11 protein-coding genes are annotated in these 13024 nt (G+C 63.8%); 3 read left to right on the top strand and 8 right to left on the bottom strand.

Annotated elements, in window-relative coordinates; all coding sequences use genetic code 11:
* Nucleotides 1-316 precede the first annotated feature (316 nt).
* Nucleotides 317-517 carry a hypothetical protein gene (locus tag Q0743_RS04860; RefSeq protein WP_298240448.1) on the top strand — a complete coding sequence of 67 codons (201 nt, stop codon included), beginning with the start codon at nucleotides 317-319 and terminating at the stop codon, nucleotides 515-517.
* Between the two features lie 337 nt (nucleotides 518-854).
* Here the strand turns inward: Q0743_RS04860 and Q0743_RS04855 are convergent, their stop codons facing one another.
* From Q0743_RS04855 to Q0743_RS04825, 7 genes are all read right to left on the bottom strand, one after another.
* Complete coding sequence (locus Q0743_RS04855; protein WP_298240447.1) at nucleotides 855-3143, bottom strand: ATP-binding protein; 2289 nt, start codon at nucleotides 3141-3143, stop codon at nucleotides 855-857.
* A gap of 240 nt (nucleotides 3144-3383) precedes the next feature.
* Nucleotides 3384-4772: a cation-efflux pump gene (locus Q0743_RS04850; RefSeq protein WP_298240446.1), complete on the bottom strand. Its 1389-nt coding sequence runs from the start codon at nucleotides 4770-4772 to the stop codon at nucleotides 3384-3386.
* 223 nt (nucleotides 4773-4995) lie between these two features.
* On the bottom strand, nucleotides 4996-5964 hold the full coding sequence (locus tag Q0743_RS04845; protein WP_298240445.1) for a zinc-binding dehydrogenase: 969 nt from the start codon (nucleotides 5962-5964) through the stop codon (nucleotides 4996-4998).
* Nucleotides 5965-6054: 90 nt separating this feature from the next.
* On the bottom strand, nucleotides 6055-7050 hold the full coding sequence (locus Q0743_RS04840; protein WP_298240444.1) for a nitronate monooxygenase family protein: 996 nt from the start codon (nucleotides 7048-7050) through the stop codon (nucleotides 6055-6057).
* 573 nt (nucleotides 7051-7623) lie between these two features.
* Nucleotides 7624-8274, bottom strand: a complete 651-nt coding sequence (locus Q0743_RS04835; protein ID WP_298240443.1) for a hypothetical protein — start codon at nucleotides 8272-8274, stop codon at nucleotides 7624-7626.
* A gap of 57 nt (nucleotides 8275-8331) precedes the next feature.
* On the bottom strand, nucleotides 8332-8535 hold the full coding sequence (locus tag Q0743_RS04830) for a hypothetical protein (RefSeq protein ID WP_097663000.1): 204 nt from the start codon (nucleotides 8533-8535) through the stop codon (nucleotides 8332-8334).
* 237 nt (nucleotides 8536-8772) lie between these two features.
* Entirely contained in the window at nucleotides 8773-10407 is a 1635-nt protein-coding gene (locus tag Q0743_RS04825; protein ID WP_298240442.1) for a phospholipase D-like domain-containing protein, read from the bottom strand.
* Here Q0743_RS04825 and Q0743_RS04820 point away from each other — a divergent pair.
* Together Q0743_RS04820 and Q0743_RS04815 are read left to right on the top strand one after the other, a co-directional pair.
* Entirely contained in the window at nucleotides 10406-10708 is a 303-nt protein-coding gene (locus Q0743_RS04820) for a hypothetical protein (protein WP_298240441.1), read from the top strand. The genes Q0743_RS04825 and Q0743_RS04820 overlap by 2 nt on opposite strands.
* A 6-nt stretch (nucleotides 10709-10714) precedes the next feature.
* Nucleotides 10715-10900: a hypothetical protein gene (locus Q0743_RS04815; RefSeq protein ID WP_298240440.1), complete on the top strand. Its 186-nt coding sequence runs from the start codon at nucleotides 10715-10717 to the stop codon at nucleotides 10898-10900.
* Between the two features lie 157 nt (nucleotides 10901-11057).
* On the opposite strand, the gene Q0743_RS04810 is transcribed toward Q0743_RS04815, so the two are convergent.
* Nucleotides 11058-12464, bottom strand: coding sequence for a hypothetical protein (locus Q0743_RS04810; protein WP_298240439.1), 1407 nt, complete (start codon nucleotides 12462-12464; stop codon nucleotides 11058-11060).
* Nucleotides 12465-13024 lie beyond the last annotated feature (560 nt).

Genomic DNA, 13024 nt, shown 5'->3' with positions numbered 1-13024 from the left:
TAAAGGTAGGCTGATTCTGCATAACGCCGCCGAGTCTTGTTCCCGGCGGCGCAACATTCGGAGAATGTGATGGAGCCCATATAGCTACCGCTTCCTGATCTAACGGGGTCTGATCCACCCGGCTAGTGTCAGCAGTCGCCAGAAGGGCGGCAGGAGCCGGGGCGCGAATGCCTCGGTTCCACCCTGGTCCGAAAATGGTTTCGAGCCAGAATCATGACCGGATAACGGGCACGACAGTAGACAATCTCACTATGATTCATATAGCGAACACCGTCAACCGTTAACCGGTCCCAACCTTTCTGGAAAGGAAAGGCAAATGCACGACCGTAAGGTAACACCGGACATTGTTCCGGTAATTAAGTTGGCTCGCGAAATGCGGATTCCGTATTCTTGGATTAGCGGCTACTATGCCGGATTGAATTTTGGCCGGATCGCGGATGTGATGAAGGGGCGCTTGTACCCTGATATCCCTCCCGCCGCTCAGCTTCCGCCGGATTTTCCGACAACCATCCAGTAATGAATCGGGCGGCCTTCGCGGTCGCCCTTTTTTGCCAACGCCATTTCCGATATACTTACGACAGAGCAATAGGGAGGCGGTGTTGGCTTTCTTTGTTTCACATATGACGCCACACGGGCGCGCGCGCGTCCATAAGGGATCATGCGTCCATTGTCGTGACGGCCTTGGACAAGAGAACCAAGAAAAGACTGGATCAGGCGCTACTGGTTGGTCCCAACCGTTCGAGACATTAGAAGAGGCAAAATCCTTCATGAACAGCCAATTTCCGCGTTTCAAAGATAAAGGCCTTTGCCAACACTGCAAACCTGGAGTCGATCTTTAGTCGCGATCTGCCTCGTCAGGGAATGATGACTTCTGCCGCCAAGCCGCCGACGTCGCGATTGTAGAGCCGGATCTTGCCGCCGAGCGCAGCGGCGAGCTGCTGGGCGATGGCAAGGCCGAGGCCCGAGCCATGATAAGTCTTGGTGAGCTGGCTCTCGACCTGCTCGAATGGACGGCCGAGCCGCGCCAGCGAATGCGGGGCGATGCCGATGCCGGTGTCGGCGATCATCAGCACGATGCGGTCGTCGAGCTGCCGGCTGCGCACCACGACGCGTCCGCCGTCCGGCGTGAACTTCACGGCGTTGGACAGCAGGTTGACGATGATCTGCTTGGTGGCGCGGCGGTCGGCGACGACGGAGATCGACTTTGCGATGTCGGCATCGAGCGTGATGTTCTTGTCCTGGGCCCGGCCGGTGACGACGCGCAGGGACTCCGCCAACGTCCGCGACAGGTCGAGCTCTTCCATGTCGAGCTTCATGCGGCCGGCCTCGATCTTGGACATGTCGAGGATGTCGTTGATGACCTCGAGCAGGTAGTGGCCGCTGGTCAGGATGTCCTGGCAGTATTCCTGGTACTTCTCGCTGCCGAGCTCGCCGAACATGCCCGAGCCCATGATCTCGGAGAAGCCGATGATGGCGTTGAGCGGCGTGCGCAGCTCGTGGCTCATATTGGCGAGGAACTTCGACTTGGTCTGGTTGGCTTCCTCGGCGCGGGTCTTCTCGCGCTGGTACTTCTCGGCGAGATCGGCGAGCTCGACCGCCTGGCGCTCCAGCGCCGCCTGCGAGCGCTTGAGGTCGATGACGGTGGCACGCAGGCGCAGGTCGTTGTCGACCAGCTTCTGCTCGTGCTCCTTGATGCGGGTGATGTCCGTGCCGACCGAGACGTAGCCGCCGTCCTTGGTGCGGCGCTCGCTGATGTGCAGCCAGCTGCCGTCGTCGAGCTGCGCCTCGAAGGTGCGCGCGCCCGGACCCTGGCTCGCGGTCTCGTTGTGGCGGGTGCGCACCTCCGGCATGCGGCCGACCTCGAGCACGGTCTCGTAGGAGGTGCCGGGAATGACGGCGCTGTCGGGCAGCTTGTGCAGGCGCTGGAAGTGCGAGTTGCAGAGCACGAGGCGATCGCTGGCGTCCCACAGCACGAAGGCCTCCGGAATGGTCTCGATCGCGTCGCGCAGACGCAGGTCGGCTTCGACGGTGCGCTCGGCGAGGCTCTTCTGCTCGGTAATGTCAACGGCGATGCCGATCAGGTGCACGCTGGAATCGGTCGCGCCGCGGGTCTTTTCACAGCGGACGCGGAGCCAGATCCAGTGGCCGTCGACGTGCTGCATGCGGAAGGTCTGGTCGATATGGTCGATCTTCTCGGAGATGAGCTGATCGGCGATCGCGAACAGGTCGATGTCGTCGGACTTCACCAGCGCGTTGACTTCGCCGAAGGTGAGAAGTTCGTTGCGGCCGTCGAGACCGAGCATCGAGAACATCGATTGTGACCAGAAGATCCGGCCGCGCGACAGGTCCCAATCCCAGAGTCCGCAGCGGCCGCGGTTGAGCGCGGTGTCGATCCGGCCGCGGACGGCGTCGTTGATGAGGTCGCCCTCGCGGGCGCGGGTGGACTGCCAGTGGAAGGCGAAGCCGAGGATCAGGACGACGAAGCCCGTCGTCGCCGACAGCGTCACGGAGAGTGCGGCGTCCGAGCCCCAGATCGGCTCGTTGCGTTCCTGGATCACGGTGACGAAGCCCGGCAGCGACTTGATCTGCCGTGAGGTCGCCATCGCGGCGTTGCCGTTCGGCAGGGTCATGTCGGCGATGTTGCCGTCGCGCGTCGGTGCCGCGAGCAGTTGAGCGGTCGTGATGGCGTCGAGCAGGCGGTCGTTGCCGGCGGGATCGCTGTCGACCGGGATGCGGGCGAGGACGCGGCGGTCGATGCCGGCCGAGGTGACGATGACGTGGCGGCCCGAGGCCGAGCCCCAGGATGGGATCAGGTCGGGCAGCAGCGTCGGCAGGTTCTCGATGTTCTTGAGCCGCTCCTGCCGCACGAAGGTGAGACGGTCGATGCGTTCGGCGAGCAGATCGGCGAGCGCGGTGATGTCGTGGCGGATCACCAGTCGCTTCTGGCGCGTCTGATCGACGACCTGCACGAATGCGCCGAGGCAGATCGTGATCAGGAACGCAATGATGAGCGTCGGCACGGCGCGACGAAGCGCCGGCTCTGCGATCAAGAGCCGATGATAGGCAGGTTTCGCGATCGATTGCGCCAATCCCTTGATCGAATCGGATTGGACGCACGCGTTCGCGGCGTCTGCACGCGACATGCCTTCGGCCCCCTGAAAACCAGCTTGCAACTGAAGTCCGGAAGCAGCCCCACATCGCTTCCGAATCACAGCGATTTGAATCCAGTTTTCGCGGGCTGTCGAGAGTCAACGAATCGTTAACGCGAAATTATTCTTATCCAGCGCGCAGTTTGCGTCTCGCGCGTCCGCAAACGCACGGGCGGGAGGAGTCCGAAACGAGAACGTGTGACTCCGCGCACGCTCTTCGTCTCTCTTGCCTCGTCAACCGCGCGGTGGTTCCGCGTGGCTGATCACACGCTTCACGCTCGGGAACGCACGCCGCAACGCGCGCTCGATGGCGTCGACATGCTCGTGCACCTTGATCACGCTCATCGACGGCGTGGCACGGCAGTGGAAGTTGACGATCTCGCCGGCATCGGTGTTGCGAACACGGACATTATGGATGTCGTGGATCTCGCCGCCGGCGGCATACTCCGTCAGCGCGGCGGCGATCGTCCGCACCCGCTCAGGCGCGGCATCGACCCCGAACGGCAGCTCCGGTTCCAGCGGCTCGATATGGACGTCGACCTCGACGTCCTCGCCGAACTCTTCCTGGATGTTGCGCTCCAGGCTGTTGGCGACGTCGTGGGCCGCATCGAGCTGCATGGCGCCATCGACCTCGAGGTCGATGCTGACGATCAGCTTGGCCAAATCTTGAATCTTCCCCAGATCGTGCACCGTGACATGATGGATGGCGAGGCCCGAATTGCGCGCGATCACCATGATGCGGTCGCGGACGGTCTCGTTGTCGCGCGCGACCGGGACCGGGGTGAAGGAGAGGTCGGCATCGCCGAACGCCTGGTCGACGGCTGCGTGCGCCCTGCGCTTGATCTCCTCGACGCGGTCGATCGGATAGGTCCGCGGTACCTTTGCGATGGTGTCGATGAAGGTGGTCGCACCGACCATGCGCACGCGCAAGCGCTCGACCTCGATCACGCCGGGCACGCTCCGGATCGCGGCCGTGGCCTTTTCCTGCGCGCCTTCCGGGGCGCGGTCGACCAGCGTCTGCACGGTCGAGCCGGCCATGCGCAGGCCGAGAGCGGCGATCATCACGGCGACGGCGGCCGCCGCCGCGGCGTCGCCCCACCAGAAGCCGAGCGCGGCGAGGATCAGGCCCACGATCACGGCGAACGAGCCCATCACGTCGGAGGCGAAATGCAGCGCGTCGGCCGCCAGCGCCTGGCTCCGCGTCTCGCGTGCGGCGCGGTGCAGGGCGCGGGCGCGCCAAAGATTGACGACGATGTCGATCACCAGCACGACGAATGGCACGGCCGAGATGGTCGGCGGCGGGGTTCCCTCGCTCAGCCGGCTATAGGACTCGACCAGGATGCCGCCGGCAAGCACGTAGAGCAGGGCGGTCACGCCGAGCGCGGAGATGCTCTCCAGCTTGCCGTGGCCGTAATGGTGCTCGTCGTCCGCCGGCTTATCCGACACCCGCACCACGGCCCAGGTGATGATGGTGGCGACGAGGTCGATCGAGGAGTGCAAGGCCTCGGAGATCAGCGCCAGCGAGCCGATCGCGATCCCGACCGCAAATTTGGCCGCTGCCATGCCGCCGCTGGCAAAGATCGAGATGGCCGCGACCGAGGTTTTGTCGTGATGGGAGGTCATGGCGGGGGATTTAGCAGGGCGGCGCGGGACATCAAGTGATGATCCACAGGAGTAGTCGCGAGTGATTTGCAGGAGCGGGGCCGCCAGATTCGTCATGCCCGGGCTTGTCCCGGGCATCCACGTCATTCGTACCGAGCCGTAAGACGTGGATGGCCGGGTCAAGCCCGGCCATGACGAGTGGAGAGAGGGGTGGGCTGTCACTCTTCTCCCGCCGCCGCGCTCCTTACAGCGTCACCACGATCTTCCCGAGGTGCTTGTTCGCCTCCATGTGCGCGAACGCCTCGTCAATCTGGTCGAACGGATAGACCTTGTCGATCGGCAGCTGCAGTTTTCGCGATTCGACGGCGCCCCAGATGTCCTTCCTGACCTCCGCGAAGATCTCCCGGACCTCCTCGATGGTGCGGGTGCGGAAGGTGACGCCGACATAGTCGATGCGACGCGCGGCATGCAGGTCGAAGTTGAAATCGGCATGGGTGCCGCCGAGCCGGCCGACATTGACGATGCGGCCTTTCACCCTGGTCGCGGCGAGGTTCTGGTTCGCGACCTTGCCGGAGACCTGGTCGACGATGAGGTCGACGCCTTCGCCGTTCGTCGCCGCCAGCACCTGGTCGACCCATTTGGGATCAGAGGAGTCGACGGCGAGGTCGGCGCCATAGTCCTTCAGTCGGCCGCGCCGATAGGGATCGGTCGACGAGCCGATCACGAGCTTGGCGCCTTTGAGTCGCGCGATCTGCATCGCCATCAGGCCGACGCCGGAGCTGGCGCCCTGGATCAGAACGCTCTGGCCGGGCTGGACGCCGCCGACGGTGACGACGGCATTGTGCATGGTCGCGAGTGCGACGGGCAGGGTGGCCGCCTCCTCGAAATTCATGTTCGAGGGGGCGTTGAACAGCCGGCCGTGATCGGCCAGCGTGTACTCGGCAAACGCCGCGCCGCCGGAGCCCATGATGCGATCGCCGACCTTGACGCCTTTCGCATCCGGTCCGAGCTCGGCGACCTCGCCCGCCCATTCCATGCCGAGCACGGTGCCGACGCCGCCGGCGGCGCCATGCACGTGGCCCTTGCGCATGCCGGTGTCGGCGCGATTGAGACCGCAGGCGCGGACGCGTACCAGCACTTGCGTGCCCTTAGGTTTTGGTTGAGCGACGTCGGAAATCCGAGCGCCTTCAGGACCGTAGACGTAAGCTTTCATGTGTTTCCTCGAACTCAATTGAGTTTGCAGATGAAGTTCGATGCCGCTCTTCGCCCCTCCCCGCTTGCGGGGAGAGGGGAAAGAAAGGGATCACTCCGCGGCTTCGCGTTGCGGCTGAACGATCATGCCTTCGAGCCGGCTGCGGATGATGGCTTCGGCTTCCCGCACGATGCGCGAGATGAGTTCGCCGCAGGTCGGGATGTCCTGGATCAGGCCCTGGACCTGGCCGGCCGACCAGATGCCCTCGTCGGAATTGCCGGTCGCATAGACCATCTTGCCGCGGGCGCCTGCGACGAGCTCGCGGATGTCCTCGAACTTGGCGCCTTCCTTCTCCATCGCGACGACCTTGGTCGAGATCTCGTTCTTGGCGACGCGTGAGGTGTTGCGCATGGTACGGAAGATCAGCTCGGTCTCGCGCTCGTCATTGGCGACGATCTTCTCCTTGATGAGCTGGTGGATCGGGCTTTCCTTGGTCGCCATGAAGCGGGTGCCCATGTTGATGCCCTCGGCACCCAGCGCCAGCGCCGCCACGAGACCGCGGGCGTCGGCAAAACCGCCGGAGGCGATCATCGGGATCTTGACCTTGTTGGCGGCGGCCGGGATCAGGATCAGGCCGGGCGTGTCGTCCTCGCCGGGGTGGCCGGCGCATTCGAACCCGTCGATCGAGATGGCGTCGACGCCCATGCGCTCGGCCGAAAGCGCGTGGCGGACGCTGGTGCATTTGTGCACGACCTTGACGCCGTGCTTCCTGAACTCGTCGACATGCTCCTGCGGCTTGTTGCCGGCGGTCTCGACCACCTTGATGCCGGCCTCGATGATGGCGGCGCGGTATTCGGCGTAAGGCGGCGGCTTGATCGCGGGCAGGATGGTGAGGTTGACGCCGAACGGCTTGTCGGTGAGGTCACGGCAGCGCGCGATCTCCTTGGTGAGGTCCTCCGGCGTCGGCTGCGTCAGCGCCGTGATGAAGCCGAGCGCGCCGGCATTGGCGACCGCGGCAACCAGCTCGGCGCGCCCCACCCATTGCATGCCGCCCTGGACGATCGGGTGCTCGACGCCGACGAGTTCAGTGAACCGTGTCTTCAACATGGATGTGTTTCCCCCTGGGTGGCCCGCAGGCTCTGTTGTCGGTTGATGACGGGAAGGATGCCGCCGGGGATGGCAAAAGTCTATTGCGCGGGCGTGCGGTGAGGGCGGGGCGATCATGCGGGCCGTGATGGTGATTCCGTGGGGCGGACAATCGGGGCGCCGCTCGCTGCATTCACCGCCGTCGTCCCAGCGAAAGCCAGGACCCATTCACAGGGAGATGATGTTTTGCGCGATGAGGGCCACAGCACGCTTCGACAAAGCTGACCGGGGTAATGGGTCCTGGCTTTCGCCAGGACGACAGCAGGGCGGCGGTTTGCTCCGGTCCTTCACCCCGTCATTGCGAGCGTAGCGAAGCAATCCAGAATCCCTCCGCGGAAATATTCTGGATTGCTTCGTCGCTACGCTCCTCGCAATGACGGCCGGGGCTATGAGGTCTGTCCGGTCACTCCGCCGTCATACCCCGCGAAGGCGGCGTATCCAGTACGCCGGGGCTTCCCGGCTCTGGCCTGGCCGTCTCTGGAACATTGGATTGCCCGCCTTGGCGGGCAATGGCACCGAGTGTGGAGCGAACAATTATTCCGCCGACAGCCGCACCATCTGGCGGCCGCCGTTCATTTCCTTGAGGCGGTTGACGAAGTTTTCCGGGCGCTGCCAGCGGTTGGGGACCTCGAGGCCCATGAATTCGGCGATGTCGCCGATGAAGCCGGTGCAGTTCATGGTCTCGGCGTTCCACACTGGCGAGTTCGCCTGCTTCTTCTTGATGTAGGCGAACACACGCTTGGCGTCGGCTTCGTTCAGGTAGACGCGATAGCTCGCGGTCAGATATTCGGGATCGAGATCGCCGTAGCTGGCGCCGGTCTCGGACGGCACAAAGGTGATGTGACCGAGCACGTAGGCCAGCGTGTCGCCGGCCGGCGTCAGGCCCGCAACCTCGACGGCCTTCTCGCTGGTCTTGCCGTACCAGATGAAGGCATGACCCCAGCTCGCGGCGGTCCGCGCACGGAAGTCGACGTAGTAGGGACCTTTCTCCGCGCGCGCGACGGGGCGCCGCGTCGATTGCGGCGCCGGTCGTGATACGGTGTCGGTCGTGGCAAGCGCGTTCGCATCGGCAACGCGCTTGTTCGCTTCATGGGCCGAGGCCGAGGGCGTCGTACACGCGATCATGGCCGCGAGCGCAAACCCCGCAAGGATGCAGGGTCCCGATCGTTCAGGTTTGTTCGTCACGCTGCGCCCCTCGACTGTCGGCCGCTCACACAGATTCTGCGCTTGATCTGTTGCGCGTCAGTAGCGCGCGGCGACGGGGCCCGGCGCCTTGCCGATCGGGGCCTTTCCAACCGGGCTCTTGCCAATCGGCATCTTGCCGATCGGCGCCTGCTCGGCCGGATAGACCGGCACGGGCTGGCGGCGCGGCAGATCCGCAGCGTTCGCAGCCGTCACCAGAGCAAGCGTGGCACCCAGAGCAAATACAATCTTCTTCACAGCGATACCCCTAGAAGGTTTGGTCCAAACACGGCCATGCCGTGCCCCCAGACACGCCTCGGAGATGGACGTCCGAATGCGTCCAAGTTGCGGCGCGCACGGGGCATGTCAGCGGCATATGTCTGACGCGCGCAGATGTGATGTATCTGGATGTTTCCGAGTTGGGCGACCCTGCCCGAGCCGCAGCCATCCGCGGGATGGGGTTCGCTTCGCGCGACCCATCCCCGGAATTTCCGTCAACCTTCAGGAAAACAGCAGTCGATCCTTGATCTTGTGCCCGACGGTGAAGTCGTCTTCAAACCACGGCCTTTCGCCCGGGCCCGGCGGCCGCGCCAGATGCAGCTTCTTGTTCTCCGCGTTGGCCTTCTTGACAGCGACCCGGAACGAGTAGTGATCGAAAATGCTCAGTGCCTCGATCATGTAGGACACGGCGATGCGCCGGTCCTTGATGATCAGGAGATTTTCACCGTTCTGGCGATCGGCGGGTTCGGAGAAATTATAGGATCCGAGATAGACCCGCGCCGTCGGCTTGTCGAAGTCGATCACGGTGAACTTGTGGTGCATGCGCGTACCAGTTCCACCTGTCGGCTCCGACTTGAAGGGCTCGGGCACGTTCTCGCCAAGCTCCTCGGCGAACACCGGCGTGACGTTGCCGTTAGGGTCCTGCACGTCGATGCCGCCGACTTCCTTGTCGGAGATGCCGTAGACGAAGACGTTGCTGTCCTCGGTGAGGCTGTCGATGACCTCGCGCACCTTGCCTCCTGTCTGGAAAAGGAAGGCGAGCGAATAGAGCAGCGATGACGTCGTGCTCTTCAAGTCTGTCGCGATCTCGCTGAGCTTGGCGTTGGCGGCGCTGTGCGGGGAGAACGCCACCTTGGCGTCGATGCCGGCAAGTTTCAAATCCTGCCAGTCAGCGGAGGGCGTTGCGCCGAAGCCCGCGACGCTGTTGCTCTTGGCGACGTAGCTGTCGAATGCTTCGAATGCGAGATCAACCGGCCTCTGGCCGGTCACCACCAGGGCGTTGTTTGCCTGAACGTAGAAGCCGCGCCAGGACAGGTTGGTCGAGCCGAACACCACTTTCTTCACGGTCGGCCCCTTTACCGCGATCGTCTTGTTGTGCTGGAGGTTGCCCATATGCTGGCGTAGCACGTTCGCGCGCCCGGCCGAGGCGACCAAGCGGCTCTCCGCGGCGGTTTCCGCGGAATTGTCTTCGCCATGCTTATCGCTGTCGTCAATGATGATCTTGAGGAGCGGGCCGAGCTGGACGAGGCGATCGAGGAGCTCCGGCAGGTTGAAATCGTAGGCAACGACGCGGACCTCGGCATGGTCGGCGATCGCTTGATCGAGGGTTTCCAGGATCGCGGCGCGCGCCTCAAAGCCCATCCAGGCCAATGCGGCCTGCGTGTCAGGATGTGTCGGCTTGAAGTCGAGCCCGCCAGCGGCGCGCGGCGCAACCAGCGTGTTGATCGGGCCGTGCTTCAGATAGCGGTCGACGAAGGCCTGCGACGAGACGAAGCCACGGGTGAAGGTGACGTTGGCGATTCCCGGATAGGTCTCGCGCGCAAGCTGGATCGGTGCCTGTTGAGGCTCGCCCTTGCTGAGGCTGCCTTGCGCGTCCATGAACATCGGCGTGACGCGATAGATGAAGTCACCGACGAGTTCGGCGTTGCGCGGGAAATGCACCCAGCGGAATTTCTGGATTGGCGATTGCAGGGTCGAAAGCTTGTCGGGATTGACGTGGCCGGAGGCATCGAGGAAGCCGAGCCGGTTGTTCAGCGCAAAAAACTGGCTGCCGCCGGGCTCCCGGTACTCGATGGCGAACCCGACGAGATTCTGCGGTGGCCGGCCATTCTTCCAGTTCATCGCGATCAGCGTCATGCCGTCGCCGCGATGCAGTTTCAACGAGAACGGCGCATTGGCATTGGTACCAACGACCTGGAACCCCGATGGTGCGCCGGGGGACGGATTTGAAGGGGCAGGTGGCGGTGAGGTGACCGGCGGTGATGTCGAGGCTGGCGGCTTGGGCGATGTGCCGGTCTTCTTTGCAGTCTTGCCTGTGGTGGTCTGTTTTGTTTTGGACGCACCGGTCTTGGTCTTCTTCGCCTTGCCCGCCTTCTTGCCCGTTTTGGACTTGGTCGCTTTAGACTTGGTCGCTTTGGATTTCGCTTTTTTGGGCTGAGCTTGTTTGGGCTTCACCGATTTGGATTTGGCCGCGGCCTTCTTCGCCTTGGACTTTGATTTTGACGTCTTTGATTTTGACGTCTTTGATTTCGACGTCTTTGATTTCGACGCCTTTGCTTTGGATTTGGTCTTCTTGGCGGACTTGGTGGCTTTCCGAGCGGCCATGGACGCGTCCTCCGAATATGAATGACGGCCGGCATGGGCGTGTCGGTGCCGGCGATGGAATGATGATCGAGCCGAGAGAACCAGAATTTAAATACTCGCGCCAAGATTGTATCACGAGCCGAGCGATACGAAAATAGCTCGTGGCTCCCATTTGCCGCGAAGCACGAAGAGGGGGCGGCGCCTCACCCGATCCGGTTCAGGCTATTCCTGATCGTCGCGAAGATGCCGCCGATGTCCTTGCGCAGGGCGTCGAGCGCGTTGAAGTTCTCGAAGATGCGGGCGAGGCGGTCTTCGACCTCGCGCTTGCTTAGGGTTAGCGCATCGACGCGCGAGGCGAGGGTGACGTCGCCGTTCGTCTCGATCTCGCTGACGGTTTTCACGAGCAGATCGCGGGTGGCGCCGACGTCCGCGATCATGGCCTCGATGCCGAACACCGGGGCCTTGAGCGGGACGAGGTCGGCCTGCGACTTCGACAGCTCGGCCTTGAAGGCGTTCAGCGTTGCCAACGTCTCCTGCAAGGCGCCGAGGCGCTGGCGCGACTGCAGGACGAACTCGTTCAGCGCGTTCTGGCGCTCGGCAAGGCTCTTGCCGTCGGCATCGGTCTCGACGTCGGCGAGCGCGCGCTCGAGCTGGGCCCGGCGCTGGCTGAGCTCCTCGAAGTCGAGCCGGATGCCTTTGAGGATGTTGAAGCTGTCGTCGATGCGGGCGAGGCGCTGCTCGATCTCGTTTCTGTTCTTCGACAGCGTCTCGACGCGGGCGGGAAGCGGCGTCTCGCCGCCGGTCTCGAGCTCGTCGATGATCTTGGCAAGGTGGTCATGGTCGAGGCTGAGCTCGCCGATCAGGGCGTTGATGCCGGCGTCGGAGGCGCGCAGCGGTGCCAGCTCGGCGTGGGATTTCGCCAGATCCGCCTTGTGCTGGTTGAGAGCGGCAAATGTGTCCTGGACCGCGTTCACCCGCCCCAGCAGCGCCGCCACGTCGCGCGCGATGTCTCTCTGCCGGTCGGCGAGGTTGTTCTTGCGATCGTCGGTCTCGAGATCGTGCAGGGAGCGTTCGAGCTGGTTCTGGCGATCACGGATCTCGGTGAAGACGGGTTCGACCGCACGGCGCTGATCGGCGACCTTGCCGACCATCTCGCGCAGCGCCTGCTGGCGGCGACGGATCTCGGCGAGCTGGTCGTGCATGTCGGTGGATTCGTTGCGGCCCTGCTGGAGCAGGGCGCGCTGCTCGGTCTCGCCGAGCTTGTCGTGCAGGGCGGAGACCGCTTCGCGGGGATCGCTCTCGATCAAATGCTGGACGGTGGCGTCGAGGTGGTTTTGCAGGGCGTGGGCAACGACGACGTCCTCGCGGGTCTTCTTCAGGCGGTCGCGCAGCGTCTTCAGGCTGCGATCCTGGCGCGACAGCTGCCAGGCGGAGGCGCCGATCAGGGCCAGCGCCAGGACGGGGATCATACCGGTCGCAATGCGCTGCGGCGCCGGCAGGGCCGCGAACCAGGCGGGCAGGTGACTGATGTCGTAACCGAACGCCTGCTGGGCGAGGACCGCGATGACGGCCAGCAGGCCGACCCAGGCAACCAGGAAAAACAGCCACATCGTGAATTCCTCACGCCGGCACACATTTTGGCCATGATTGCCAAGAGCGGAACCGAGCGCAAGGGGCGGGGAGGGTTATGGGTGGTTTCGGGCCACGCGATCCACGGTTGGTTGCGTTGGCCGGTGGGAGGGGCGGGGGGAATGCCGGGTTTTCCCGGTGGACGCGGGCTCCGCTCGGGCATGACGGAATGGACGTAGCCGGACTCGGCGGCCGTGCACGACACCACGTACTCCGCCGTCATTCGCCGCGAAGGCGGGGAGTCCAGTATGCCGCAGCCTGTCGGCTCAATCACAATCGTCTCGGAGTACTGGATAGCCCGGTCAAGCCGGGCGATGACACCGGGGGTGGAGGGAGCGCGCGCTATTATTTCCCGAGGATGCTCGAGCGCGCCTTGTCGGCGAACCAGACCACGAAGATCGCCCCGAATGCGAGAGCAAAGTACAGAGCCGTCCACAGAAGTGCATTGGCTGCATTCGTCATGGCGTCCTCCCTGGCGTCTGAAATTGATTGCCGGGAAGGATAAAAGCGGCCGCGCCGGCGCGATTTGCGCCGGATCAAT

The sequence above is a fragment of the uncultured Bradyrhizobium sp. genome (assembly GCF_936943645.1).
GTDB lineage: Bacteria > Pseudomonadota > Alphaproteobacteria > Rhizobiales > Xanthobacteraceae > Bradyrhizobium.
The sequence above is the reverse complement of the archived record's forward strand: the minus strand, read 5'-3'. Positions and strand labels throughout refer to the sequence as shown.